General features: G+C 61.3%; 26 protein-coding genes. 10 read left to right on the top strand and 16 right to left on the bottom strand.

Features of this window, described 5'->3' with window-relative positions:
- Positions 1-122 precede the first annotated feature (122 nt).
- Positions 123-2696 (bottom strand): aminopeptidase N, encoded by a 2574-nt coding sequence (gene pepN / locus ACQ66M_RS11040; protein WP_430403794.1) that lies wholly within the window; start codon positions 2694-2696, stop codon positions 123-125.
- Between the two features lie 153 nt (positions 2697-2849).
- On the opposite strand from pepN, the gene ACQ66M_RS11035 reads away from it, so the two are divergent.
- Entirely contained in the window at positions 2850-3230 is a 381-nt protein-coding gene (locus tag ACQ66M_RS11035) for a VanZ family protein (protein ID WP_430403792.1), read from the top strand.
- Between the two features lie 7 nt (positions 3231-3237).
- Here the strand turns inward: ACQ66M_RS11035 and ACQ66M_RS11030 are convergent, their stop codons facing one another.
- Complete coding sequence (locus ACQ66M_RS11030) at positions 3238-3816, bottom strand: hypothetical protein (RefSeq protein WP_350170531.1); 579 nt, start codon at positions 3814-3816, stop codon at positions 3238-3240.
- Positions 3817-4027: 211 nt separating this feature from the next.
- Here ACQ66M_RS11030 and ACQ66M_RS11025 point away from each other — a divergent pair, with 211 nt between their 5' ends.
- The 3 genes from ACQ66M_RS11025 (at position 4028) to ACQ66M_RS11015 (ending at position 7605) form a co-directional block, all read left to right on the top strand.
- Positions 4028-5143 carry an acyl-CoA dehydrogenase family protein gene (locus ACQ66M_RS11025; RefSeq protein WP_430403790.1) on the top strand — a complete coding sequence of 372 codons (1116 nt, stop codon included), beginning with the start codon at positions 4028-4030 and terminating at the stop codon, positions 5141-5143.
- 15 nt (positions 5144-5158) lie between these two features.
- The gene (locus ACQ66M_RS11020) at positions 5159-6361 is read left to right on the top strand and encodes an acyl-CoA dehydrogenase family protein (protein WP_350170533.1); all 1203 of its coding nucleotides are present in this window, start codon (positions 5159-5161) and stop codon (positions 6359-6361) included.
- 92 nt (positions 6362-6453) lie between these two features.
- Positions 6454-7605 (top strand): low temperature requirement protein A, encoded by a 1152-nt coding sequence (locus tag ACQ66M_RS11015; protein WP_430403788.1) that lies wholly within the window; start codon positions 6454-6456, stop codon positions 7603-7605.
- Positions 7606-7607: 2 nt separating this feature from the next.
- Here the strand turns inward: ACQ66M_RS11015 and ACQ66M_RS11010 are convergent, their stop codons facing one another.
- From ACQ66M_RS11010 to ACQ66M_RS10995, 4 genes are read right to left on the bottom strand one after another with little or no spacing between them, the layout of a single operon-like run.
- Positions 7608-8198: an ABC-type transport auxiliary lipoprotein family protein gene (locus tag ACQ66M_RS11010; protein WP_430403786.1), complete on the bottom strand. Its 591-nt coding sequence runs from the start codon at positions 8196-8198 to the stop codon at positions 7608-7610.
- Entirely contained in the window at positions 8195-9151 is a 957-nt protein-coding gene (locus ACQ66M_RS11005; protein WP_350170536.1) for an MlaD family protein, read from the bottom strand. Before ACQ66M_RS11005 ends, ACQ66M_RS11010 begins: the two co-directional genes overlap by 4 nt.
- A 14-nt stretch (positions 9152-9165) precedes the next feature.
- Positions 9166-9930, bottom strand: a complete 765-nt coding sequence (locus tag ACQ66M_RS11000) for an ABC transporter ATP-binding protein (RefSeq protein ID WP_350170537.1) — start codon at positions 9928-9930, stop codon at positions 9166-9168.
- Positions 9927-11060, bottom strand: a complete 1134-nt coding sequence (locus ACQ66M_RS10995) for an ABC transporter permease (protein ID WP_350170538.1) — start codon at positions 11058-11060, stop codon at positions 9927-9929. The genes ACQ66M_RS11000 and ACQ66M_RS10995 overlap by 4 nt, the downstream gene beginning before the upstream one ends.
- 87 nt (positions 11061-11147) lie before the next feature.
- Here ACQ66M_RS10995 and dgcA point away from each other — a divergent pair, with 87 nt between their 5' ends.
- The gene (gene dgcA, locus ACQ66M_RS10990; RefSeq protein ID WP_430403784.1) at positions 11148-12131 is read left to right on the top strand and encodes an N-acetyl-D-Glu racemase DgcA; all 984 of its coding nucleotides are present in this window, start codon (positions 11148-11150) and stop codon (positions 12129-12131) included.
- A gap of 39 nt (positions 12132-12170) precedes the next feature.
- On the opposite strand, the gene ACQ66M_RS10985 is transcribed toward dgcA, so the two are convergent.
- Entirely contained in the window at positions 12171-13295 is a 1125-nt protein-coding gene (locus tag ACQ66M_RS10985) for an acyl-CoA dehydrogenase family protein (RefSeq protein WP_430403782.1), read from the bottom strand.
- Between the two features lie 62 nt (positions 13296-13357).
- On the bottom strand, positions 13358-13597 hold the full coding sequence (locus tag ACQ66M_RS10980) for a tautomerase family protein (RefSeq protein WP_430403780.1): 240 nt from the start codon (positions 13595-13597) through the stop codon (positions 13358-13360).
- A 167-nt stretch (positions 13598-13764) separates the two neighbouring features.
- Here ACQ66M_RS10980 and ACQ66M_RS10975 point away from each other — a divergent pair, with 167 nt between their 5' ends.
- Entirely contained in the window at positions 13765-14466 is a 702-nt protein-coding gene (locus ACQ66M_RS10975; protein WP_430403778.1) for a winged helix-turn-helix transcriptional regulator, read from the top strand.
- A 94-nt stretch (positions 14467-14560) separates the two neighbouring features.
- The gene (locus ACQ66M_RS10970) at positions 14561-15700 is read left to right on the top strand and encodes a serine hydrolase domain-containing protein (protein ID WP_430403776.1); all 1140 of its coding nucleotides are present in this window, start codon (positions 14561-14563) and stop codon (positions 15698-15700) included.
- Positions 15701-15713: 13 nt separating this feature from the next.
- Here ACQ66M_RS10970 and ACQ66M_RS10965 read toward each other — a convergent pair whose 3' ends face one another.
- Entirely contained in the window at positions 15714-16826 is a 1113-nt protein-coding gene (locus ACQ66M_RS10965; protein ID WP_350170541.1) for a hypothetical protein, read from the bottom strand.
- 105 nt (positions 16827-16931) lie between these two features.
- Here ACQ66M_RS10965 and ACQ66M_RS10960 point away from each other — a divergent pair, with 105 nt between their 5' ends.
- Together ACQ66M_RS10960 and ACQ66M_RS10955 are read left to right on the top strand one after the other, a co-directional pair.
- Entirely contained in the window at positions 16932-17363 is a 432-nt protein-coding gene (locus tag ACQ66M_RS10960) for a PaaI family thioesterase (protein ID WP_430403774.1), read from the top strand.
- Entirely contained in the window at positions 17360-17710 is a 351-nt protein-coding gene (locus ACQ66M_RS10955) for a DUF423 domain-containing protein (RefSeq protein ID WP_430403772.1), read from the top strand. The genes ACQ66M_RS10960 and ACQ66M_RS10955 overlap by 4 nt, the downstream gene beginning before the upstream one ends.
- Here ACQ66M_RS10955 and ACQ66M_RS10950 read toward each other — a convergent pair.
- Complete coding sequence (locus tag ACQ66M_RS10950) at positions 17707-18318, bottom strand: hypothetical protein (RefSeq protein ID WP_430403771.1); 612 nt, start codon at positions 18316-18318, stop codon at positions 17707-17709. The two genes, ACQ66M_RS10955 and ACQ66M_RS10950, sit on opposite strands and share 4 nt — an antisense overlap.
- 113 nt (positions 18319-18431) lie before the next feature.
- On the opposite strand from ACQ66M_RS10950, the gene pip reads away from it, so the two are divergent.
- A complete protein-coding gene (gene pip, locus ACQ66M_RS10945) occupies positions 18432-19421 on the top strand; it encodes a prolyl aminopeptidase (protein ID WP_350170545.1) in 990 nt (329 codons plus the stop codon).
- A gap of 32 nt (positions 19422-19453) precedes the next feature.
- Here pip and ACQ66M_RS10940 read toward each other — a convergent pair whose 3' ends face one another.
- The 6 genes from ACQ66M_RS10940 to ACQ66M_RS10915 all read right to left on the bottom strand — a co-directional run bounded on the left by ACQ66M_RS10940 (position 19454) and on the right by ACQ66M_RS10915 (position 26600).
- Entirely contained in the window at positions 19454-20869 is a 1416-nt protein-coding gene (locus ACQ66M_RS10940) for a sodium-dependent transporter (protein WP_350170546.1), read from the bottom strand.
- A gap of 84 nt (positions 20870-20953) precedes the next feature.
- Positions 20954-22159 carry a rod shape-determining protein RodA gene (gene rodA, locus ACQ66M_RS10935; RefSeq protein ID WP_350170547.1) on the bottom strand — a complete coding sequence of 402 codons (1206 nt, stop codon included), beginning with the start codon at positions 22157-22159 and terminating at the stop codon, positions 20954-20956.
- Entirely contained in the window at positions 22156-24087 is a 1932-nt protein-coding gene (mrdA, locus tag ACQ66M_RS10930; protein ID WP_350170548.1) for a penicillin-binding protein 2, read from the bottom strand. The genes rodA and mrdA overlap by 4 nt, the downstream gene beginning before the upstream one ends.
- Entirely contained in the window at positions 24084-24635 is a 552-nt protein-coding gene (locus ACQ66M_RS10925) for a hypothetical protein (RefSeq protein ID WP_430403769.1), read from the bottom strand. The genes mrdA and ACQ66M_RS10925 overlap by 4 nt, the downstream gene beginning before the upstream one ends.
- Complete coding sequence (mreC, locus tag ACQ66M_RS10920) at positions 24635-25522, bottom strand: rod shape-determining protein MreC (RefSeq protein WP_350170550.1); 888 nt, start codon at positions 25520-25522, stop codon at positions 24635-24637. Before mreC ends, ACQ66M_RS10925 begins: the two co-directional genes overlap by 1 nt.
- Positions 25523-25559: 37 nt before the next feature.
- Positions 25560-26600: a rod shape-determining protein gene (locus ACQ66M_RS10915; RefSeq protein ID WP_045697107.1), complete on the bottom strand. Its 1041-nt coding sequence runs from the start codon at positions 26598-26600 to the stop codon at positions 25560-25562.
- Between the last annotated feature and the right edge of the window lie 159 nt (positions 26601-26759).

The raw sequence follows: 26759 nt of genomic DNA, 5'->3' as shown, positions 1-26759 counted from the left end.
TGACCTGCCAAGGAGGCTCCACTCTCTGCGCATTCGGCACATGTACCCGATTATGGTTCTCAGCCGGAATCCTTGCACAAATGTTAACGATCATGACGAAACCGTTAACTACCTGATGGCAATTATCCCAATGCCCGGCCGACAATGTCTGCCGAATTGGGCGAAAGTTTCGCGTCCTGCAGCCTTTGCAGGGTCGCCTCTGCTGCAGCGCCTGCCCTGGGCTCCAGCATCCGCCACTGCTCGAACGCGGCCAGAAGCCGGGCTGCGAGCGCCGGATTGGCCGCGTCAGCCTTGAGGATGATATCCTCGACGGCGCGGTAGCCGGACCCGTCCGGGGCGTGGAAGGCGGCAAGGTTTGCGGTCGAAAACACGCCGACAACGGCGCGAACGCGGTTCGGGTTTTTCAGGTCAAAGTCCGGGTGGGACGCCAGTTCTGCAACAGTTGCTGCAGTTCCCTGCCCTGCCTGAACGGCAAACCACTTGTCCATCACGATGGGATTATGCTTCCAGTTCTGCTCGAAGTCCGCCAGGGCCTCGTCACGCTCGGCTGACTGGCCTTTCATGGTCAACGCGCGCATCGCGGCGAGGCGCTCGGTCATGTTGGTGGCATGCCTGTACAGCGACAGCAGTGTTTTCGGGGCATCGGCATCGTCTGATGCGCCCAGCAGGTTGATAAAGGCACCGCGCAGGGCCCGCACCCCGGCCTGTTCGGCGGAGGGGCGGTAGGGGGTGGGTGACGGGGCGGCGAGCGTGGTGGCGATTGTGGGCGCAAGCGTGGCTGCGAGGGCGGCCTGGAGGCGCTTGCGGCCGGAATGCAGCGCGACGGGGTCGGCCGGCTTTCGCTCAAGGAAGAGTTCACCGACTTCCGGCAGGCGGGTCAACAATGCGGCGAAGGCCGGATCGCCCGATGCGTTGCCGATGGCTTCGGCCACGGCGGCGACAAGGTCGCTGTCCGGTTGGGCCTGGCTGCCTTCGGACAGTTTCAGGATTTCCTCGGTGACGAGGGTCTGGACGCCTTCCCACTGGTTGAAGGGATCCGTCTCGGCCACGACGAGCGCCAGGCGCTGGTCGCGGGTGAGGTCGCGCCCGACCCGGATCGGGGCACTGAAGTCGCGATTGACCGAGAGCAGCGGACGGCCCCCATCAGTCTTGCGCGTGATCGTTGTCTCTGCAGTGTCGAGCACGGTCATCCATGCATCCGTTCCGCCCTTGCCATCAAGAAGGGCAAGTTCGAGCGGGATCGGGACAGGTTTCTTGGTGGGCTGGCCCGGTGTGGGGGGCGTGGCCTGCGCCAGTTTGATGGTGAGTTCACCGGCAGCTTCGTCCCAGCTTTCCTCGACCGTTACCTGCGGCGTGCCGGCCTGCGCATACCAGCGCAGGAAGGGGCCAAAATCCTTTCCCGTCACGTCTGCGAAACAGGCATAGAATTCCTCGATCGTAACCGCCTGTCCGTCATGGCGGTCAAAATAGAGGTCCATGCCCTGACGATAGGCCTCCGGGCCAATCATGCGGCGAAGCATGCCGATCAGCTCGGCGCCCTTCTCGTAGACGGTGGCGGTATAGAGATTGTCGATTGCGCCATAATTGGCGGGGCGGACCGGGTGGGCCAGCGGCCCGGCGTCCTCGGCAAACTGGCGGGCGCGCAAGCGGATGACGTCCTTGATCCGCTGGACCGGGCGCGAGCGCATGTCGGCAGAGAAATTCTGGTCACGGAAGACGGTCAGGCCTTCCTTCAGGCAGAGCTGGAACCAGTCGCGGCAGGTGATACGGTTGCCGGTCCAGTTGTGGAAGTATTCGTGGGCAACGATGCTCTCGATGGCTTCGAAATCGGCATCTGTTGCCGAATCCTCGTCAGCCAGCACATAGGCCGAGTTGAAGACATTGAGGCCCTTGTTCTCCATCGCGCCGAAATTGAAGTCGCGCACGGCCACGATGTTGAACACGCCGAGATCGTATTCCCGGCCATAGGTTTCCTCGTCCCAGGCCATGGACCGCTTGAGGCTGTCCATGGCCCAGGCGGCACGGTCGGCATCGCCCTTGTCGACATGGATGGCGAGGTCGATTTGCTTGCCGCTCATCGTCGTGAAGCTGTCGCGATACACGTCATAGTCGCCTGCGCATAATGCGAAGAGGTAGGAGGGTTTCTTGTGGGGATCGTCCCAGGTCGCCTTGTGACGCCCGTTGCCCGCATCGGTCACCTCGCCCGGTGTGCCGTTCGACAGCATGATCGGACAGGCGGCCTTGTCAGCCGTGACGGTAACGAAAAAGCGGCTCATCACGTCAGGGCGATCGGGATAGTAGGTGATGCGACGGAAACCGACGGACTCGCATTGCGAACAGAAGCGGCCACCGGACATGTAGAGCCCCGAAAGGGCGGTGTTCTTCGAGGGTGCGATCTCGACCTGCGTCCTGAGTTCGAACGTATCCGGCACGTCAGCCAGGGTCAGGTCATGGTCGGTCAATGTATAGTCGGATGGCGTGAGCGCCCGGCCGTCAATTGCGATGGAAAGCAGTTTCAGCGCCTCACCGTCGAGGACGAGGGGGGCACTGCCTTTGCTTTTGCGAGACAGTTTGAGCGTCGCTGTTACCCTGGTTGCGTCAGGATCAAGGTCAAACGCCAGGTCGACATGTTCGATGTCAAACGGATAAGGCGTGTAATCAGCAAGTTTGACGGCAATAGGGGTTTCAGTGCGCATGATGTCTCCGGGAAGCGGGAACGGGAAGATATCTCGATACGTGCTGGAACGGGCCGCGTCGAGGGTTTGCCCCATCCAGATCGGGATGGACGCGCGCCTTTCCAAGGGGCAGACGGAGGCATACCTGCAGTTGATACGGGGAATGAACGCCGCATGACGTGGATACTGTCAGGACTGAATACTGTGCTCGCGCGGCGCCTTGCCGGCCTGGCTGGCCTGTTGGTCGCAGCCGCAATTGCCGTCTTGTCGGTGTTGCCGGGCGAAGACCTGCCGCAGGTGCATTTCAGTGACAAGATCCAGCATGTGATCGCCTATACGGCCCTGTCAGCGTGCGTCTGCTTCTGGCTGGGGCGGCAGAGACGGCTCGCCGGGATTCTGCTGACGGTCGGCTATGGCGCATTTCTCGAGGTCGCCCAGGCCCTTGCCGGTACCGGGCGCACGCCGTCGCTGCTGGATATTGGTGCCAATGGTCTGGGCGCCTGCCTCGGTGCAGGCCTGGCCATGATCGTGATCAGGCTGTCGCGCGGGCGGTGATGCGGGCCTATTCGGCCGCAGCCTCCAGGCTGACTTCATCGGTCTGGAAGACGTGGCGGAGGATCAGGCTGCAACGCTGCGACAGTTGCGCGATTTCGGTCGGCAGCTCGTCCGGGGTTTCGCTTGCAGCATCTGCCAGTTTTCGGGCGATGCGCATCAGTTCGGGTGTGTGGACGATCATCCGGGCCTGATGCTCGATGCGTTGCGGGTCGCGATCATACTCGCTGCCCGTGACACGCCAGCCGCCCCAGTCACCGTCATCGGTGACAATGACGGGAAATGTGCCGGGATTGGGATCCATGCCGGTCGTCGTATCGACGCGCCATTTGATGATCTTGCGATCAATCCGCCAGCGTTCGAGCAGGAAGTCATCATCTTCCTCCTCCGGACGGTGATGCTTGTGCATCACCTGTTCGGAAACGAGTTCAAAGGCCTCGAACCGGCGGCCCAAACCACAATCGTAGGTAATGCGCAGCGGCTCGTCGACGTCCTTCACCCAGTGGGGAATGACCTGCTCGACGAGCGCCCATGTACCGACAGGCTTCACGAACACGCGCTGAGCCTTGTGAAAGATTGCCTTGGCCATGCACTGTAACCCCAACTTTGAAGCACCCATCATGCCGTAATCTGCTTTAATCCGGCTGAAGCGGATCAGTGAAATTTGACGGAATGCGGTTGACGTCGCGCCACAGATCGCAATTTCCGCTGGGTCACGGCTTTCCGCGCACGTAAAGGACGCTATCTTGCTTTCCAAGTAAAAGGCGAGCTTCCACGCGGAAGCCAGGGAGCAAACAGACATGAATTTCGATTTTTCAGAGGATCAGAAATTTCTTGCCAACGAGGCGCGGAAATTTCTTGAGAGCCAGTGCAGCATGGCTGAAGTCCGCGCTGTTTTGAACGATGACTCCAAAGCCTTCAATGAAGGTGTGTGGAAGAAGGTTGTCGAGATGGGCTGGCTGGGCACGGCGATCCCGGAAGAACATGGCGGCCTCGGTCTTGGCATGCTGGAAATGTGCGTGCTGGCAGAAGAGATGGGCCGCGTCCTGGCGCCGGTTCCATTCGCGTCCACCGCCTATTTCTTTACCGAAGCGGTCAAACTCGCCGGATCGGCAGAACAACAGGCCAACCTGTTTCCCAAGATTGTTTCCGGCGATGTCGTCGGTTGTTACGCAGCCAGCGAAGGACCGGGCAACCCGGATGCCGGATCGCTGAAAACCAGCTTTGACGGCAAGACGCTGAGCGGCCTGAAAGTGCCAGTCACGGACGGTGATGTTGCCACCCACGCCGTGGTTCTGGCCAAGGAAGGCGCAGGCGCGAGCCTGGTTCTGGTCGACCTGTCTCAAAATGGAGTTGGCAAAAAGGTTCTCTCGACACTCGACCCGACACGCAGCCATGCGGAACTGACCTTTGACAAGGTGCCAGCCACGCGTCTCGGCAAGGCCGGCGATGGCGACCGCCTGAACGACGAACTGCTGGACCGGGTGGCTGTCCTTCTGGCTTTCGAACAGCTGGGCGGCGCGTCTCGCTGCCTCGAGATGGCCAAGGATTATGCCATGGAGCGCTATGCCTTCGGCCGGCCGATTGGCGGCAATCAGGCGATCAAGCACAAGCTCGCCGAAATGTATGTGAAGAACGAAGTTGCCCGTTCCAACTGCTTCTATGGTGCATGGGCCGTGTCGACCGATGCGGCAGAGCTGCCTGAAGCGGCTGCCGCCGCACGGGTCGCTGCATCGGAAGCATTCTGGTTTGCCTCGAAGGAGAATATCCAGACGCATGGCGGCATGGGCTTTACCTGGGAAGTTGACTGCCACCTCTTCTACCGGCGGGCAAAGCTGCTCGCCGTGCAGGCCGGCAGCCCCAAGGTGTGGAAAGAAAAACTTGTCCGCGCCATCGAAACCAAGAACGCAGCGTAAGGAAGGATCAGACACATGGACTTCAACGATACCAAGGAAGAAGCCGAATTCCGCGCCGAAGCGCGCGCGTTCCTGGACAAGCACCTGGAGCCCAAGACGGGCGCGCGTCCACGCGCCGGGTCAGGCAAGGACGCGCTGCAACGCGCCAAGGACTGGCAGAAGATCAAGGCCGAGAACAGGTTTGCGCAGATCACCTGGCCCGAGGAATGGGGCGGGCGCGGCGGCACGTCGATGCAGGCCGTTATCTGGGGACAGGAAGAGTCCAGGTATGATGCACCGACCGGCCCCTTCGCCATCGGCCTCGGCATGTGCGTACCAACCGTCATCGCGTTTGGCTCCGATGCCCACAAGGATCGCTATGTCCAGAAAGCCCTGATGGGCGAGGAAATCTGGTGCCAGCTGTTCTCCGAACCTTCGGCAGGATCGGATGTTGCCGGCCTGAAAACCCGCGCCGTTAAAGACGGTGACGAGTGGGTCATCAACGGCCAGAAAGTGTGGACGTCCGGGGCGCACTATTCCGACTTTGGCATCGTGCTCGTGCGGACCGACCCGAAAGTGCCCAAGCACAAGGGCCTGACCATGTTCATCGTGAACATGAAACAGAAGGGCGTTGACGTCCGCCCGATCCACCAGGCCTCCGGTGGCCGCGAGTTCAACGAGGTGTACTTCACGGATGTGCGCATTCCGGACTCTGACCGCCTCGGTGACGTCGGCGCCGGCTGGAAAGTCGCCCTCGTGACGCTGATGAACGAGCGCCTCGCCGTCGGCGGTTCACCCGGCCCGGACTGGGGCGAGATCATGGACTATGCCAAGACATCCGGCGCCATGACCGATCAGGCCTTTCGCGAGAAACTCGCTGACTGGTATGTCGCGGCACAGGGTTACAAGCTGACCAAGTTCCGTACGCAGACAGCTCTTTCGCGCGGCCAGACGCCCGGTCCGGAAAACTCGATCGGCAAGATCATCACGGCCAATCATCTGCAGGATATCTGCAACTCGGCGATCGAGATGCAGGACCATTACGGCATCATCAATGATACCGAGACGATGCCCGGCGACGGCATCTTCCAGCAGAGCTTCATGTGGGCTCCAGGCCTGCGGATTGCCGGTGGTACGGACGAGATCCTGAAGAACATCATCGCCGAACGCGTGCTGGGCCTGCCCCAGGATGTGCGCGTCGACAAGGACCTGCCATTCGACGAAATGAAAGCGGGCTAAGGCCCGGCCTTCTCTCTCGGGGCCGATTGCACTTGATCGGCCCCGGGCAGCGCTTTAGAGCTGTCCCGCTTCCAGTTCACGGGATGGGACACATGATCAGGGCATTGAAGCAACGCGACCCGGGCGAGGCGCACAGGACAGCGACTCCGCTGGAACTGTTCGTTGATCTCGCATCAGTGATCGCGATTGCAGCCGCTGCCACGGGACTGCATCACGGCATTGCCGAAGCCCATCTTCAGGAAGCCATCCTCTCATTCCTGCTCGCCTTTTTCGGCATCTGGTGGGCATGGATGAACTATACATGGTTTGCGTCAGCCTATGACGACGATAGTACGCAGTTCAAGCTGGCCACATTTGTCTTCCTGTCCGGCGCGCTGGTCCTGGCGGCCGGTGTCGAGGAATTCATGGTGGCGCATGAACTCACGCTGGTTGTGGCAGGTTATGTCATCATGCGACTGGCGATGGTGTGGCTGTGGCTGGCAGCGGCCAAAAACAATACGACCCACGCAGCCACGTGCCGACGCTATGCGTCAGGCATAGGGTTGGCACAGATCTACTGGATACTGATCGGCATCGTCTTCTGGCAGTGGACCGGCCTGATGATCGCCCTGTTCTGTCTTGGCATCCTCATCGAAATTGCCGTGCCTTTCTGGGCTGAAAAGGCCAACATGACACCTTGGCACCGCCACCACATGATCGAACGCTACGGCCTGCTCAACATCATCGTCCTGGGCGAAATGCTGCTGGCGATTTCGCATGCAATCTATGCGGCCGTGTCAGGCGGGCATCTGGACGCAGAGCTGATCCGGCTGGCGGCCAGCGCGGCAGTCATCACCTTTTCGCTCTGGTGGCTTTACTTCTCGCGTGAGGACCATCTGCAGTCGCGGGACCCGAATCGCGTCTTTATCTGGGGCTATGGGCATGTATTCATATTCGCGGCAGGCGCGGCAACCGGTGCCGGTTTTGCGGTGATGGTCGAAATCCTGACACATCACGCGCACGTGCCTGCCCTGGTCGGCCACCTTTCAATTGCAATTCCCGTCACAGTCTATCTGGCAGGCCTATGGCTGGTGCGTGACCAGTTTTACCTGAGCACAGCCAATGCAGCGATCCTGCCGGTGGCAGCCGTGATCAGCCTCGCGACACCCTTCGTGCCGTTTGCGGTCGAAGCGCTGGCCGGAGTCGTTCTGGTCGCGGCCATCGTGCGCACGAAGCGACTGGCAGGTGCTGACGGCACTGGCTGATATCAGGATTTCGGTTCCGGCGCGTTGGCTTTCTCGGCGACGAAGGCCGCGATATCACTGACACAGGCCCGGCCCGCATCGGTCAGGGCCATTGCGCGTGCAGCGTTCCCTGAATCGAGTGCAATTGCGGTGGCTGACACATTGGTCTGGGCAAGCACCTTGCGGGAACGCCCTTCCAGGAGAGTCGCCTCGATACGGCATCGCGCCGTTGTACCGGAAAGCGTGAAATCGGAAATCCGCCAGGCCAGTTCATAGTCTGTTGGCGCGCCTGTGTCAGAAGCGACGGCGACGCCACCATTCTCTCCACCGAGTGTGTCAAGCAGGGCGACCTGCATCATGCGCGTTGCACTGTCTGACCATTCGACGCCGTTTACCAGGCGCAAGGCACCGGCGGAATCTTCGGATGCAATCGCCCGCCCGCCAAACAGGCGGGAGGCTTCCGGTTCTCGTATCACGACCGACGCATCGATCATGTGCAGCGCTTCCATCGGACCAAAACGGTAAAGGCCTTCCGGCGCCTTCTGTTCCGGCAGGACGGACACACAGGCCGCCAGGCTGGCTGCAGCGACTATCAGGGCGAAACGGCGGATCATCGACGGCCTCCTTCATAAGGAATGGGATCGCCGACGACGAAGCCCTGGGGGTTCTGTTCGACCTCACGGGCGATGCGGTCAAGCCGGTTGATCAGGACGCGCAGGTCCTGGCTGGCGAGGCGAGCATCCTGGATGGCTTCAGTCGCGGGGCCTTCAATGGCATCGGCCGCAGCCGATACGGCGCGGTTGCTGGTTGAAATCGTGTCACGCGCCGACTGTGCAACGCTTCGTACATCGCCGACAAGCATGTCCATCTGGTCGGCAAAACCCGCAATGCGCGCGTCAGCTGTCGTACCGACCTTTTCCAGTGAAGCTGAAGCGGCCTCGAAACGGTTGCTCGCGCTCGACATATCGGCCAGCGTGGTCGAGGCCTGGTCGACGAGCCCATCCCGGGCGGCAAGCTTGGTGCTGATTGTCTCGATATTCCTGAGGGATGTCGCCAGTGCATCAATGTTCTCATCCGTCAGGATCAGGTTGACGCGCTGGATTGCTCGATTGGCATTGCCGAGCACTTCCGTACCGCCTGAAAAGAGCTGGTCAAGCTGAGTCCGCTCGGCCCGGATGACAGGTACTGGCTCACCTGCGCGCGCTTCGAGCGACTTGCCGGTGCCGGCGGTCAACTGGATGAAGGTGATACCGGTAATGCCCGCAAGCTGGATCGAGGCGGTCGAATCCTGCTTGATGGGCGTCTCGCGATCAATGCGGATACGGGCGCGGACTTTCGACGGATCCGCACGGTCAATGCGGACGGTCGACACTTCCCCCACCTTGATACCGATATAGCGCACGGCAGAGCCTTCCTCGAGCGAAACCGGCCCTTCGAACACGATGTCATAGGCCTTGAAATCCTGCCGGAACTGCGACTGGCCGAGCCACATGACGAAACCTGCAATGGCGAAACCCGCAATCAGAACGAATGCTCCGATGAGGGCATAATTAGCGCGCGTTTCCATATCCGGTCTCCATTCTAGTGTCCGGTGGCGGCACGGCCACGCGGGCCGCCAAAATATTCCTGCACCCAGGGGTGGTCGAACTCTCGCAGCTCATCAATCGTTCCAAGGGCCAGAACGTGTTTCTCTCCGAGCACGGCAATCCTGTCGCAAGTTGCGTGCAGCGTATCGACATCATGCGTAACAAGAAAGACCGTGAGCCCCAGCGCCTGCTGCAGCTGGCGCACCAGTTCGTCAAACCCGGCTGCGGTTATCGGGTCGAGGCCTGCGGTCGGTTCGTCGAGGAAGAGCAGTTCCGGGTCCAGCGCCAGTGCGCGCGCGAGGGCTGCGCGCTTGCGCATGCCGCCTGACAGGTCGGACGGGAACTTGTCGCCTGCTTCCGGCTCAAGACCTGCAAGCCGGATCTTCATGTCTGCCAGTTCGGTCCGCAAACGGGGGCTGATGTCCGAGTGCTCTTTCATGGGCACCATGACATTCTCACGCACCGTGAGGTTCGAGAACAGGGCGCCATCCTGGAACATGACGCCCCAGCGGCGCTCAATCGCGCGGCGCTCCTCGGGATCGAGCGTTTCAAGGCGGCTGCCGAACACTTCAATGCTGCCTGCAGCCGGTTCCTTGAGGCCGACAATGGCACGCAGCAACACGGATTTACCACAGCCCGACGGCCCGATAATGCCGATGATTTCACCGCGGCGAATGTCGAGGTCGAGATGCTCGTGGACAACATGACTGCCATAGGCAGTCTTGAGGTCGCGAATGCGGATGATCGGTTCGGCGGTCATATGCCGAGTTCCATGTAGAAAATTGCAAACAGGGCATCGATGGCGATGATCGCGAACAGGGCCTGCACGACCGAAGTCGTGGTGGCCCTGCCGAGCGACTGGACGCTGCCGCCAACGCTCAGGCCCTGACGGCAGGCAATGAGCACACAGACAAGGCCGAAGACCGGCGCCTTGGACATGCCGACCCAGAACTGGTCGATCGGCACCGAATTGCGCAGGCGATCGATGAAGACAGCCGGATTGATGTCGAGCGACAGCCAGCCGACAATGATACCGCCGGAAATGCCCGCCAGCATCGCAACGAAAGCGAGCACGGGCGTGATCAGGACCATGGCGATGACGCGCGGGGCGACAATCACTTCCATGGGCTTGAGCCCCAGCGTGGTCATCGCATCGATTTCCTGGCGCATCTTCATCGTGCCGATCTGGGCCGTGAAGGACGAATTCGTCCGGCCAGCCAGGACAATGCCCGTGAGAACCACGCCGAACTCACGCAGTTCCGAATAGCCGATCAGTTCGACCGTGTAGATTTCAAGATCAAAGTCGCTGAGCGTTGTCGCGCCGATATAGGCGACGACCATGCCGACGAAGAAGGAGAGGAAGGCGATGATGGGCAAGGCATCGAGACCGGCTTCTTCCATCACCGACACGATACTGGTCCAGCGCAGCTTCCATGGCTGCAGGAGCAGGCGCCCGCAGGTAACGAGGGTCTCGCCGAGGAATGCCAGTGTCGCGACCGTCTCGGAGATAAGGTCCATGAAGCCCTCGCCGGTGCGCTCCAGAAGAGCGTAGACGCCATGGTCTGGTACTGCGGCCGGAGGGAGGGGCGCAGAAACGGCGTGGACCTGCGCAATGAGGCGCCGCGCGGTGGGATGATCCCCGATAATATCCGGCACGCCGTCCTCGGCCGAACCGGCGGCGCGCAGCGTTCGGTCGAGCACGAAAGCGCCGGCCGTATCGAGCTGGCCGAGGCTGGACACGTCGATGCTGAGGGGGAATTGAGGCGTGATATCCCGCAGGGCCTGGTCGACATCCTGCACATGCGCGACAGTCCAGTCCCCGGTGAGCCGGAGAACCGAGCGTTCGTCACTTTCATCAAGTGCGAATTCGGGGGAAACTGTAACTGCCATCAGAGTCTAACTACCTGACTTGCCTAGCAAAACATGCTTAAGGCATGGGCACCGGAATGGAACAAATTTCACCTATCAGGATAGAGCATGGGCACCCGGCAGATTGACATTACCCCCGTTTCCACACCGCTGAGGGCCGTTTTTGCGATTTCGCGGGGGGCCAAGACGCAGGCCGACACGGTGCAGGTGCGGGTGCGGCAAGGGGCTGGCACGGGCTGGGGTGAATGTGTGCCCTATGGCCGGTATGGGGAGACGGTGGAGACCGTCACCACCGCAATCGAGGCCATGCGCGATGCGATTGAGGGAGGCCTGACCCGCGACGAACTGCAGATCCGCATGCCCGCAGGCGCGGCCCGCTGCGCGCTGGATTGTGCGCTATGGGACCTCGAAGCCAAGCTCAGCGGCACGCCCGTCTGGCAACTGGCCGGCCTGCCCGAACCGAAGCCTGTCGAAACCGCCGTGACCGTCAGCCTGGATGTGCCCGAGGCAATGGCGGAGGCTGCGCGGGCCATTCAGGGCCGTTTGCTGAAACTGAAACTCGGCGGCGCGGACGACCTGAAACGCGTCGAGGCGGTGCACCTGGCGCGTCCGGACGCGCGGCTGATTGTCGACGCCAATGAGGGCCTTGTGCCTGCAGAGTTCCCGGCGATATCGCGGGCCGCCGCTGACCTCGGCGTGGTGCTGATCGAACAGCCCTTCCCCGCTGACAACGATGCCGCGCTGGAGCGCAGGCCCGGCCCGGTTGCCATCTGTGCCGATGAAAGCGCGCATACATCGGCCGATATCCAGCACCTCGCCCGGCGCTATGACGCGGTGAATGTGAAGCTCGACAAGACCGGCGGTCTGACCGAGGCGCTGGCCATGGTGCGTGCGGCGAAGGCGAGCGGCATGAGCGTGATGGTGGGCTGCATGGTGGCGGGGTCCATCTCGATGGCCCCGGCCGTGCTGCTGGCGGGGCTTTGCGACGCAGCCGACCTCGACGGGCCGCTCTGGCTGGCCGAGGATGTCGAAGGCGGCCTCGTGTACCGTGACGGATGGGTCGAACCACCCCTGCCCGGCCTTTGGGGGTAAACTCCCAACCGCCTGACATTGCAGGCAGCTGGGAGCGCGTCAGGCAGCCACCGGCGGAAGGCCGAGAGTGACGCGGCCGGTGAACATTTGCTGGCGCTTTTCGGGCAGCGGGTGGAAATGGCTGGCATGGGCATCGCGCAGCAGGCGCTCAATCCCTGCCTTGCGCATGAAGCCGGCGCCACCGCAGATCTCGAGCGCCTTTTCCGTGACGGCGATCACGGCATTGGCGCAGATGGTCTTACGGGCAAGGATCTGGCTGGCAAGGGCCTCGCCAGGCGTGAAAGCCAGGTCGTCGCAAAGCGAGATCATGGATTCCAGGGCGATCTGCGCGGTGATGAGCAGGTTCTCCATCTCGCCGACCTGCAGGACCGTGACCGGGTCACTGGCGCGGGCCCTGGCCTTTTCGAGCGCGAGAGCCGCTGCGGATTCTGCCACGCCGGTATAGACTGACATGATGAGGGGCATGGCGACCGTAACAATGACACTGAAAGCACCATGGAAGGGACCGCGTGGACGTTTCAGGCCGATAGCCTCGTCCGGCACGAAGACATTATTGAACCGGATCGTCTGCGAGCCGGTAGCACGCATGCCCATCGCTTCCCAGTCACCGAGCAATTCCACGCCTTCGGCTTTCAGCGAGACCGGAAAATGCAGGACAGACGGGCCGTCAGCGGGGCATTCAAAGGCGCAGGACGTGATGGCAATGTCGCCGCACGGTGAACCGCTGGCAAAGGGTTTCACGGCATTGATCACATAACCGGCGTTGACCTTGCGCGCCTCGCCATTCGATTCGAGCCAGTCATTGGCACCGGTGCTGACAAGGACGAGTTCCCCGCCTGCAACCTTTTCCAGCAGGGCTTTTCCGGCCTTGCCGTCCTGATGGTTCTTGCGCGCGGCAGCAACAAGGTGCTGGTGCATCGACACCGCAAGGGCAGTCGACGGACAATCGCGGGCGAGGCGACGCAGGAAGGCGCACATCTCACGGTGTGAAACACCCTCGCCGCCGAGATCTTCCGGCACCTGCGCCGAAAATACCTTGCGAGCCTTCAGCGCGGCATAGTTTTCATGGACGAACGCATCCCGGCATTCGAAGCCAGCTGACCGGGAGGCAAAATCGGCCCCGAGCGTGTCGGCCGTATCCTGTAGGATCGTATCAAAGGGCATCTTCATCTCCATCGGATCAGGACCGGGAACACCGCACAATGCGGCGTTCCCGCTTGAGTGTCTCAGGCCGTCTCGGCGACCTTCTGGCCTGCAGCGGCCATTGCGTGCACATCGGCGGCCCGCAGCAACTGGCCGCCAATGCCCCAGTCGCCCTGTTCCACTTCATTGATGCGGACCCAGGTGACAGAGCGCAAAGCTTCACCCTCGATGGCCACCATGGTTTCGGTAACCTTGCTGATAATGTCCGCCTTCTGGGCTGGTGAGAAAACGTCCTTGATAAGATCAATCGTGACGAGTGGCATTGATAATCTCCTCTTTGAATTGTGACCGGGCAATCCGGCGACAGGAAATCAATGCGTCTGTTTCGACGTATAGGATAGTTCAGACGTTGAAGCGAACCACTTCAGAATGTAAAGTGAACCACTTCAGAGGCGATCTTTCTCCTCTGGCAGCGCCTCAGGAGTGCCCCATGAAATACGGCCAGTTCTGTCCGATCGCCAAAGCGACGGAAATTCTCGGAGAGAAATGGACGATCATGATCGTCCGCGAAATCCTCATGGGCGCCACCCGGTTCAATGTCATTCAACGTGGACTGGGGGATATTTCACCGGCCTTGCTGACGGGGCGCCTGAAATCTCTTGAAGAACAGGGTATAATTGTCCGACACAAGATTACCGGACAGAAGGGGTACGAATACTTTCCAACAGAAGCCTGCAAGGCACTTTTGCCGGTTCTGGTGGCGATGGGCGAATGGGGCCTGTGCTGGGCCAGGCACAACGTACTCGATGAAGATTTCGACGTGGACTTCCTGATGCTCTACCTCGAACGCAGCATCGATCCGTCCAAGCTTATCGGCAATGAGAGCGTGATCCAGTTCAAGTTTACCGATCTTGTCGAGCAGAGCGATTACTGGTTACTGGTCCGGGACGACAATGTAGATCTTTGCCTGAAGAATCCCGGCAGGGACGTGGATGTCTATTTTACCTGCACAATACGCACCATGCATGATGTCTGGATGGGCGACCGGACCTATCGCGATGCGATCAAGTCCGGTGACCTCTATGTGCAGGGTGCCCCTGCCTTGACCCGGAATATAACGTCATGGCTGCGGCCAAGCATATTTGGTGAATCCGATCGCATGCCTCTGCCGGACAACCTGACCGACCGGTGATCCGGCCGACCTGCCCCACCGTCAGGCGTTGCCGGGCCAGCGGGGCGCTCATAGGGTCTGGCTTGGAACAGTAAAAAAGCCGGGAGGATGGGCGATGACGCAGGCCAGAGTGCAGGGTGTTGCAGACGACAGGTTTGAAGGTGTGCGGAGCCAGTTCCAGACGCACCTGGATACGGGCGCCGATATCGGGGCCTCTTTCTGCGTCACCAAGGATGGCGAGACAGTCGTCGACCTGTGGGGCGGCTTTGCCGATATGGAGGGCACACGGCCCTGGGAGAAAGACACGATCGTCAACGTCTATTCGACGACGAAGACGATGACGGCGCTGACCGCCCTGTTGCTGGCCGACCGGGGCGAACTGGATTTTGATGCGCCTGTCGCGAAATACTGGCCGGAGTTTGCCGCGAGCGGAAAGGCAGACGTGAAAGTCAGTCACCTGATGAGCCATTCAGCCGGCCTGTCGGGCTGGCGCGAGCCCATGACCAATGACGATCTCTATGACTGGGAGAAGGCGACCAGCCTTCTGGCCGCGCAGGCACCCTTGTGGGAGCCAGGCACTGCGCCCGGCTATCATGCCATCACGCAAGGTTACCTTGTCGGGGAGGTCATCCGCCGGGTGGCGGGCAAAAGCGTCGGCACCCTGTTCCGCGAAGAGATTGCCGGGCCGCTGGGGGCGGATTTCCATATTGGCCTGCCTGCGTCCGAAGATGCGCGCGTCGCAGACCTGAAACCGCCAGCGGACGCCAGCATCTCGGCTGATCCGACCATGACGGAGATCAAGAAGATCACATTCTCCAATCCCGGCATCGATGTCAGCGAAACCCGCACACGGGCATGGCGGGGCGCCGAAATTCCGGCTGCGGGCGGCACGGGCAATGCGCGCTCCGTTGCAACGATCCACACGATCCTTGCGAATGGCGGGATGGCGAACGGCAAGCGCTTCATGAGCGAGGCGGGCTGCCGGAAAGCACTGGAAGAGCAGATCCAGGGCACCGACCTGATCCTCGGCATACCGGTGCGCTATGGCCTTGGCTTCGGCCTGTCAGGGCCGATGTCGCCTGCGCTGAACAAGCATTCCATGTTCTGGGGCGGTTATGGCGGATCCATCGCGCTGATCGATATGGAAGCGCACACAACCATGTCCTACGCGATGAACCGGATGGAAGGCACGACGACAGGCGACATGCGCGCGATCACCCTCGCCATGCAGGCGATGCCCGGCCTGATGGCCTGAGGCGGGGCACCGACTATCTGGCGCCGTCCAGCAGTTCCTTGAATCCGCTCGGCGCGTGCAGCCCCATGAAAAGCTGCTCGAACGTGCCGATGCCTTCAGACTGGAGACCATCCGGTCCCTCATGCCTTGCACGGACGATTTCCTGGATGTGCAGGTTCTCCGGAACCTGCCATGGCATTTTCGATGGTTCGAAATCTTCGCGGGCGATAGCAAGCTGGTCGCCTCGGAAGGCGCCATGCCGGTATTTGTCATGCCCGTAGCCGATGCCCTTCATCAGGAAGGTGCCCATCGGCTCGAACGAGACCGCATGGGCGCGGCCCTGCGGATCAGTCATGGCGAGGCTGGCGCTGGCCATGCGGCGGGTTCCTGGCGCGTAGGTGACATTCATCTGTGCATCGGAGAGATGGATGCCTTCGCCCTGCGCGACACCATCCGGAACAATCACGGCGCGGGTGTTCCATGGCACACCATGCTCGTCATGATTGACGTGGTAGAACATGGACAGGTCCGGGAAATTGGTCGGCGTCCAGATCCAGTAGAATTGCGGCACCGGCGCAGGGATCAGCGGTTGCGGATCGGGCGCGCCAATCGGGCGGATCCCCCATGAGCGGTCGCGCGTACCGGTGAAATCTGCCGGCTTGATCTCGACGCGCGTGTCATCGACCCGCAGGCTGCCGGTCCATCGACCGTTCTGCGTCATGCGGGTGAGATCCATCATCATGCGCGAACCGAGGCGGCGCGTGAAGCGCGGCTCCTCGATCGGGAACGCCCTGCCCTCAAATTCCACGTCGAGCGCGAGGCCCTCGGTTTCCTCAAGGCGCAGCCGGATCTTCTTCAGCGGCTCGACAACCTCGACCGAGAGCGGACCGACATGCGTGTCCATTCGCTCCATGTTCAGCGGGCGCGAGAGATAGACGCTCGACTGCTTGCCATTGCGCAGGATGGAAACGGCGCCGTCGATAATGTTCAGCGCCGGGTAAACACCCATGGCCGCCGCAAAGAATGTCGAACCGTCAGCGCTGTAGCCGTTGAAGAAATAGCGGTCGTAGAAATTGCGGTCGGAGCCGGAAAAGGCAACGGGTTCGGGTGTCTGGTGGATCGGGTATTCGTCACCGGCGCTGAGCATGGGATATCCTTCCTTGGCGTCACCTCTTGGCGGGTGATCAGTCAGGCTTAGGGTGGACGAAGCAGGCGGACCCAGCAAGGGGTGACGCGAAGGGAGCCGGTTCGAATGACAACACGCATGACGGCCGACGAGGCCAACACATTCCTCGCGGCGGCCTTTCCGAACAGCGGCAACCGGAACGAGGTGGTCCTGATGGAAGAAGGCCGCGCGAAGATGCGTCTGGTTGCCGACGAGACACATTTACGGCCCGGCGGATACATTTCCGGCCCGACGCAGATGAGCCTGGTCGATTCGGTTGCCTATATGGCGGTGATGACGCTGACTGGTCACGAGCCGATGACGGTGACCAGTAATCTGAGCATCAATTTCCTGCGGCCCTGCATCGGCAATGTCGTTGTGGCGGACGCGCGCGTGATGAAGATTGGCCAGGCCCTGGCGGTCATGGATGTAGATGTGCGGATAGAGGGCGCGGAAAAACCGTCAAGCCATGCTGTCGTGACCTATGCCCTGCCCCGCAAGCCGGAGGCTGCGCGATGAACCGGCTCGCGCTTGCCGCTGCCATCACCGGCTTTGCCGGCGTGGCGCTCGGCGCATTTGGCGCCCACGGACTGGACCTTGGTGGCCAGACGCTGGAGTGGTGGCACACGGCGACATTGTATGCGCTGGTTCATGCCGCAGCCGCGCTGGCGATTGCCCTGTCAGGCGGCAACGGGCTTGTGCGGCGGGGCGGATGGGCATTCATATCTGGCGCGGCGGTATTTTCCGGCTGCCTCTATGCGATGGCTGTGGGCGCACCACGCTGGCTGGGCGCAGTCGTACCGCTTGGCGGCGTGTCATTTCTGGCAGGCTGGGTTCTGGTCGCGGCAGGCGCGACGCGGCGCTAGGACGATTTGGAATTCAGCGACGCATATTTGTCGGCGAGCTGATCGGCCGTTTTGCGGGCAGCATCAATCGTATCTGCAAAATCAGCAAGCTCGGCATCGACCGGGGCCGTATCCATGTCCATGTCGGGACGCGAGGCAACGGTGCTGAGCGCGCTCTGGAAGTTGCGATAAGCCATCTGGGCACGTACAAGCGCGCGTTCAAAGCTCATCACGTCTCCACGGGTCGCGGTTGCATCGCCTGAATCCTTCAGGACGGCGATGGCTTCGTTCGAGACGCCGGCCAGCCCGGAACGCGCAATTTGTGTGTCCGCCGTAATGCGCGAGAGAACCAGCGATGGCGCGTTCCTGTCGGCGCCGATGCGCGCGGCATAATCTTCCACCGTGTCACCGCGGCCATTGATCAGCGTGTTGGCAAGGCCCGCGAGGCCGCCGGAGGGCTGAACCCAGCCGGCATCGACAACCGCGTCACTATATTCACTGGAAACCTTGCGCAGGACCGACTGATTGTGCGAGAGGCCGCTGACGACAGTTGCTTCGCCCGGCACCATGGATACCGTTGCACAACCGCCCAGAAGGCATAGGGATACAGTCAGTATTACGCTACGCATCAATCGGCCACCTAAACACCTGATCGGGTCCCCACCCGTAATAACTCTTACGAATGGTAATAAGCCAAGTCCAGTATTAGTTCCCAGACTGGCTGACAAATAGTGAAGAACGCATGAATAAACGCCAAACCCGCCGCACATTGTATCAAAGGCACGAATCCCGGCGTAGCGGCCGCTTGCGCGTTTCCGATCTGCACGAGATCTACTGGGAAGAATCGGGTAATCCTGACGGCGTTCCGGTGGTCGCGTTGCATGGCGGGCCCGGCGGGGGATCGAACCCTGAAATGCGACGGTTTTTTGATCCGACCCGCTATCGTATCTTCCTGTTCGACCAGCGTGGCTGTGGCCGTTCGACTCCGCACTCGGAACTTCGCGAAAATACGACATGGGATCTGGTCGACGACATGGAGACACTGCGCGAGCATGTGGGCGTCGATCAATGGGTGGTTTTCGGCGGCTCGTGGGGCTCGACCCTGTCACTGGCCTATGCTGTGACCCACACTGAACGGGTGCTGGGCGTCATCCTGCGCGGCGTGTTCCTTGTGTCGAAGGCCGAGATCAGCTGGTTCTACCAGTCAGGTGCCAGCCGCCTGTTTCCTGATTCCTACGATCGCTATGTCGCCCCCATTCCCGAGGAGGAGCGCGGAGACCTGCTGAACGCGTTCCATCGGCGCCTGATCGGCGCGGACAAGACGGCGCGGATCGAGGCGGCGCGCGCCTGGGCCCGCTGGGAAGGCGAGACCTTGTCGATCAAGGGGCCGGTGACCACACCGCCGCGCTTCAATGAGGATGATTTCGTCGATGCCTTCGCGCGGATCGAATGCCATTATTTCATCAATCGCGGTTTCTTTGCCCACGATTCATGGCTGCTCGAAGAGGCCGGGCGCACCCTGCAGAATGTGCCCGGCGTAATCGTCCATGGACGTTATGACGTGGTGACGCCGCTGTCGACCGCGTGGGCGCTCTCAAAGGCATGGCCCAGAGCAGACCTGCATATCATTCCCGATGCCGGACACTCGTCAATGGAACCGGGCATTGTCGACAAGCTGATTCAGGCCACGGACGAAATGGCCGATCAGTTCCTGCCTGCCATCAGAGCCTGACCCCCGGCACATGGCCGGGGGCCGGTAATAGCCTATTCCACAGGCGGGACCCAGTTGGGGCCAAGCAGCATGGTCAACACACCGGGTAGCGGCACGTGATACTGGTCCTGGATCTTGTCCATGAAACCGAAGACAAGAATGACCGCGATAAAGGGTGGCACGAACCAGCGCATCAGCAAGCGCCAGAGATTCATGATCCTGCCTTCACCAAGTTCCGAGACCAGCATGTCACGGCTGAGAATCCAGCCCGCGAATGTGGCTGTCAGCAGGCCGCCCAATGGGAGCAGCAGGCCCTCGGTCATGAAGTCCATGAAGTCGAGATATTCGAGCGAGAAGACATAGGCTGCACCGATCATGAACATCGAGAAGCCGATGCCGAGCGACGCGCCGAAACGCGTCACGCCCTGACGTTCCTCCAGCCAGGATACGCTGACCTCCATGAGCGAAATTGACGACGTGAAGGCAGCAAACAGTGCCAGCGCGAAGAACACGGTTGCAAAGATCGCCCCGCCCGGAATTGCGCCGAACGCGACCGGCATGGAGACGAAGAAGAGGCTGGGGCCACCGGCCGGGTCAAGTCCGGCTGCAAACACGATGGGGAAGATGGCAAAGCCGGCAATCAGGGCGACCAGCGTGTCAGACCCCACGACGATGAATGACGAACGCGGGATGTTGGTATCCTTCGACAGATAGGCGCCATAGGTCACCATCAGGCCAACGCCGACCCCGATCGAGAAGAAGGCCTGGCCGATTGCAGCAAGGAACGTCTTGAAGCCGACATCTTCCCATTTTGGCTCGAGGATGAAGGATGCCGCCCGCGCCGTGTCACCATTGGTCATCGAGAAAATAACGACGACGATCAGCATGACAAAGAAGGCCGGCATGAGGATGGTTGATGCCCGTTCGATGCCGCCTTTCACGCCGCGCCCGACGATGAAGACATTCGCGGCGATGAAACAGGCCAGCAGGGACAGGATATACCATTTCGAGCGCAGCGGATGTTCGCCCTGCCCGATCGTGTCGACAAAATTCTGGCCGGACGCTGCTGCATCCATGCCGGAAAAGCCGCTGAATGACTGGATCAGGAACGCCACCAGCCAGGCCGAAATGACGACATAGAACGTGCTGATAAAGAAGGCTGTCAGCGTACCGATCCATGTTGCGATGCCCCAGTTCTGGCTCCGGCTCTCGGCGCGGGCAAGCGACTGGATGCCCTCAATGGCCGACATGCCGGATTTCCGGCCCATGGCATATTCCGCCATCAGGAGTGGCAGGCCGATCAACAGGACGCAGGCAAGGTAGATTACGATGAACGCGCCGCCGCCCTCTTCGCCAGCGGTATAGGGAAACCGCCAGAAATTTCCAAGACCGACGGAGGACCCCACCGCCGCCATGATGAATCCGAAACGCGAACTCCACGTATCTGTCTTGCGACCAACGCCTGCCATGTGATGCCCTCTCCCCGGGGTAAAAGATTCCGCGCGACCCTAGCGTTCGCGGCATAAAAATCAATTCAGGGCTTTGCTACCGGGTCAGATGAGCCCCGTCGAGGACAGTTTTTCGTCCCTGTGAAGATGTGCTGCCAGGATCAGGCCGAAGCAGGCCATGGTCGTGAGCATGGCCGTGCCGCCATAGGAAATGAGGGGCAAGGGCATGCCGACCACCGGAAGCAGGCCAATGACCATGCCCACATTGAACACGATATAGAATGCAACCGTGGCCGCCGCGCCCGCAGAAGCGAGCCGACCAAACCAGCTTTGCGACTGGAACGCCGAATAGAAGGCCCAGCCGAGAATGACGGCAAATCCGAGCAGAAGGGTCGCCGTACCGATAAAGCCGAATTCCTCGCCGATCACGGTCAGGATGAAGTCAGTATGCTGCTCGGGCACGTAATCCTGTTGTGACTGGATTCCCTGGAGCCATCCTTTGCCGTTGACCCCGCCGCCGCCAATGGCGATCAGCCCCTGCTCGATCTGATAGCTCTCACCCAGCGCATTGGTTGAATCGCCCGTCAATTGGGCCAGAAATGTATCGACCCGCTCGCGCTGGTAATCGGCAAGTATGAAATAAACCCCGGGAATGGCCGCGATGCCCGCGACAATGCCTGCGAAGATGACCCGCATGGACAGGCCCGCCAGGAAGATGACGACGCCGCCGGAAGCAACCAGCGCGAGCGTGGTGCCGAAGTCCGGCTGCTTGAAGATCAACGTGGCCGGCACAAGCATGATGATCACCGCACCAATATGGATCAGGAGACGCCCCGATGTCGGTGTGATGACACGATCATAATACCAGGCAAGCGCCATCGTCGTGGCCAGCTTGGCGAATTCAGACGGCTGCACTGCGACTGGCCCGATCTGCAGCCAGCGTTGCGCGCCGCCGCCGGTCACGCCCATCATTTCAACCAGGATGAGCAGCACGATCGTGAACGCATAGGCCGGGAGCGCCAGTGTGCGCCATAGCGACAGTGGCAAGAGGGCCAGGCCGAGCATCACGACGAAGCTCATCCCGAATCGTGACAATTGGAGACTCCAGAGATTGCCTTCGCTCGGGTTCGTGTGGGTCGACGAATACAGCATCGCGACGCCGGTCAAAGCCATGGCTGTGATGAGGAGAACAAAACCCCAGGGCAGTTTTGCCAGCTTGCCGAGCGGTCCGACATTCTCGAATGAGAGCGTGCGGGCCGTGCGCGTGCGCGCCTCGCCGCGGCTGAAACCGGTATAGCCGTCGCGGCTCATGATGGTTCGCCTTGTCCGGGTGTCTGGACGGATGCCGTCTGCCCGTAGGCCGCCTTGCGGCGGCTGTCATTCTTGAGGGCGAAATGGAGAATGTCGCGCGCGAGCGGCGCCGCTGTCGACGAACCGCCTTCGCCATGCTCGACCACGACGGCAATCGCATATTTCGGATCATCGGCCGGGGCATAGGCGACGAACAGCGCATGATCGCGCAATTCGCGCTCGATCTTGTCCCCTGTGCGGATCCCCTTATCGCGTTCAGCCTGGGTAATGCGGCGCACCTGCGCCGTGCCCGTCTTGCCGGCAAGCCGCGGCCCGCCAAGGCCGAGATCACCCGAACGGTAGGCGGTACCACCGCCTTCGGACGTAACGCCATACATGCCAGCCTTCATGCGGCGCATGATATCGCCGTCAAGCGGCGCATCGAGGATGCCATCCTGCTCGGATTTCGGCCCAAGGCCGACAAGCTTGGGCTTCAGACTGTGCCCTTCGCTGGCGATGCGGGCGGTCATCAGCGCGAGTTGAAGCGGTGTCACGCCGAGCTGCCCCTGACCGATACCGAAGTTCAGCGTCTCGCCTTCATACCATTTTTCGCCAAGCGCCTTCTGTTTCCATTCAGGATCCGGCACGAGGCCACCGCGCGCACCTGTCATGCCGAGCGTCCAGGCTTCACCGAAGCCGAACTTGCGCGCCGTCGCGGCGATCGCGTCAACGCCGGTTCGCCGGGCGATCTCGTAGAAATAGACGTCGCACGAGCCCTTGATGGCGCTGTGCATGTCAACCGTGCCGTGGCCGCCCTTCTTCCAGCAGTGCCAGGTGCGGTTGCCGAAATGATAGTACCGGTTGCAATGCACGCGGTCGGTCGGCTTGACGGCGCCAGATTCCAGCGCAGCCGTTGCGACCACCATTTTGAACGTCGAGCCAGGCGGGTAGACGCCGCCATGGGCGCGCGGATACAGGGGCGAGCGCGAATTATCGCGCAGCTCGGCATAGGCTGACCCTGAAATACCGTTCACGAAATCGTTCGGGTCGAACGCGGGCGTCGAGACCATGGCCAGAACATCACCGGTTTCCACGTCGAGTACGACCGCAGCGCCACTTTCCTCGCCGAAGCGCTCAATGGCAGCGCGCTGGAGCTCGGAATCGATCGTGATGTAGAGATCCTTGCCTGCCACGGGCGCGAACTTCTCGTCCGGAATTTCCTCGATCACGCGGCCATGGGCATTGGTGACCTGCTTGCGGAAGCCGGGTTTGCCGCGCAGCCATTCCTCGGCAAAGCGCTCCATGCCCTGACGTCCCGTGCGCATGTCAGGATGGCGGAACAGCTTTTCGAGCCGCTTGGCCTCGTCGTCGACCATGCCGACAGAAAGGCGGTCGAGATCGTCCTGGCTGGCGCGCGCGACGTAGCCGAGCACGTGAGCAAGGTCGCGGCCGCGCGGGTAGGAGCGGGTCAGCGCCATCTCGACCTGCACGCCGGGGATTTCCGCCGCATGAACGTTCATGCTGGCAAAGTCTTCATATGTCAGCTCATTGGCGACGATGACCGGCACGAAGCCGGCATTTCGCCGCCGGCTGGTGGCGATCTCCTTGATCAGTTTTTCGACACGTTCGTCAGGCAGCTCGATGAGCGCAGCGATCTTTGCAAGCGTGCCGGCCGGATCCCGGGTCTGCTCCGGCACGATCGATACCCGTCCGGCACGACGATGCGAGGCCAGCGGCTTGCCGAAACGGTCGAGGATGCGCCCGCGCTGGGGCGGCGCCAGGGCAAGCTTGATATGGTTGTCTTCAGCGGCCGCCTGGTATTTCTCGCTTTCCAGAACCTGCAACTGGAACAGGCGCGCGACCAGGCCAGCCCAGACGACACCGCCTGCCCCGGCCGCAAGGATCATGCGGCGGCTGAAATCATCCTCGATACTGGGCTTCTGGCTCATGTTGCCTGCCCCACGGGTTGCCCCGGCGTGCGGCCCAGGTCGAAAAGCTTGTGGCACATGGCGTAGATCACGCCAGTGGTCAGCAAGGCTGCAAGGAGTGGCGTGGCCCGCACGGCATGTTCCTCAAGTGCGCTCGCGAGCAGCCAGAGCACGACGAAGCCCGATATGAACTGCAGTACGGGTGCAATGACCGCTACCAGCGGCTCGTTCATCACGTCGAATATGCTGGCGATCCAGGCGCTGAATCCATAGACGACCAGGTTGACGATAACGAAACAGCCGAAGGGTGCATTGAAACTGATGTCCTGGATCAGGCCGAACACGATCAGGAGAAGCATCGGGCGGAGCGAGAGGCCGACACGGCCCCAGCCGACGGCGCCCCAGAGGGCCGCATAAGGCCAGGCGATGGACAGGCCAAACAGGGTTTTTGGCGTCAATCCGAGCAACCCGACCGCAGCAATCGCAAAAGCGCCAAACAGGAGGCGGGGTGTCGGGCCCGATTGCGACCAGAGGCTCTTGCGCTGGCGACCGGAGGTGCGTTTGGCCATTACTGGCGCACCCCCTGTGCCGCGCTGGCCTGCGCCGGCGCATCCGTCTCGTCTGCCTGTGGAAGGGTTGCGACCGGTTCCGGCGCCTCGATCATGGGCGGCGGCACCATCTGGACATATCCGCCCGACCGTTTCGCCATGCCATATTTGACACGCCACTCGCCGCTCAGAAGACGGGCTTCGCCTACAACAAGGCCGCGCGGGAATGCGCCGCCATCTGCCGACGTCAGAATGCGCTCGCCTTCGATGAAGCCACTACGCTCAGGCAGGTCAGTCAGGCCGCCGAGCCCGTCACGCCCGCCAAACAGGATGGCCCGCACACCGCTCACCTCGCCCATGACGGGTACGCGGCTGTTGAAATCCGTGATCAGCAGGATGCGGGACGAGTGTTCACCCAGCTGAATCACGCGGCCGACAAGGCCGCCTTCATTGACGGCAATTGCGCCCGGCTCAACACCATGTGCCCGGCCCGCATTTGCCAGAAGCGTCTGCGCAAATGGACCGTCGCTTTCGGCGGTGACCCGCGCCGTGACACCGCGAACCGGCGGCTCGCCCATCAGGTTCAGGATGTTCTCATACGCTTCGAGACGCTCTGCCATGGAAATGGCGGCCGCCTTGTAACGTGACAGTTCGCGCACTTCGGATTCAAGATCCTTGATACGGCGCTCACGCGCGACCTGGCCGGTGACCCGGGCCCAGAGGCTGACAGTGTCACTACCGCCCAGCTGGTCACCTGCAACCGTGCGAACGGGATCGAAGAAATGGCGGATCTGCGGGGCGGACTGGGCCACAACGAGCGCTGCAGCGCCGAAAATGAAGACAAAGAGAATCAGACGCTTTGCTGAGCGCTTGCCGGGTTTCTGACCTGAGCGGCTGAGGCGCGCCATTCGCCTTGTTTCCTTGCCGTTTTTCGGCCTGCTTTTCCTAGACTTCCGGAGACAGTACCGTTTTCATTTTCGAGTAGTTTTCTAGCACATAACCGCAGCCATTCACGACGCATTTCAGCGGATCATCTGCAATCATTACTGGCAATTGTGCCTGCTCGCGTATCACCGTGTCCAGATTGCGCAGCAGTGCGCCGCCCCCTGTCAGCACAATGCCGCGATCGACGATGTCGGCTGCCAGTTCGGGCGGCATCGCTTCAAGGGCGATCTTTACGGCATCGATTATGTCGGTGACCGGTTCACGCAGGGCCTCGGCAATCATCGCCTCGGTGATCTCGGTTTCCTTGGGAACCCCATCCAGCGTGCCACGCCCGCGAACCGTGAGGGCCATGCCTTCACCATTCTCCGGCGGCATCGCGGTGCCGATCTCTTTCTTGATCCGCTCGGCCGACATTTCGCCAATCAGGATTTTCTGCTCGCGGCGAAGGTAATTGACGATTGCCTGGTCCATCTTGTCGCCGCCGACGCGCACGGAGCGCGAATAGACAATGCCGCCAAGCGACAGGACAGCCACTTCCGACGTGCCGCCGCCAATATCGACAACCATGGACCCGGCTGGCTCGTCGATGGGCAGTCCGGCGCCGATGGCAGCGGCCATGGGCTCTTCGATCAGCTCGACCTGGCGGGCACCGGCCGCGAGGGCAGACTGGTGGATCGCGCGGCGCTCGACGCTGGTGGCGGAGCTGGGCACGCAGATGATGATAAGCGGGGACACGAAGGCGCGGCGATTGTGCACTTTCCGGATGAAGTGCTTGATCATTTCCTCGGCGACTTCAAAGTCGGCGATGACGCCGTCGCGCATCGGGCGGATGGCTTCCATGTTCACTGGCGTCTTGCCGAGCATGTTCTTGGCCTGCTCGCCGACCGCATAGACGATCTTGCGGCCGCCCTGGGTCATGTAGGCGACGACCGAGGGCTCATCGAGCTTGACGCCCTGGCCCTTCACATAAACGAGCGTGTTCGCCGTGCCGAGGTCGATGGCCATGTCCGTGGACAACATGCCGAGAAGGCTACCAATCATGACGTCTACGAGCTCTTTCTGATGCGTGGCGAAGCGATGAAAACGCCACTATTGTGCAATTCTATACACAGCCCCATACCTCATGTGCCGTTAACGCCCATTTAATGCAAGGCACGCGCGGCAGATAAACGGAACCAGCCGTACACCCATTGAAAATCA

This window comes from Hyphomonas sp. (assembly GCF_965284475.1).
GTDB lineage: Bacteria > Pseudomonadota > Alphaproteobacteria > Caulobacterales > Hyphomonadaceae > Hyphomonas.
This window is presented reverse-complemented; position numbering and strand designations above follow the sequence as displayed.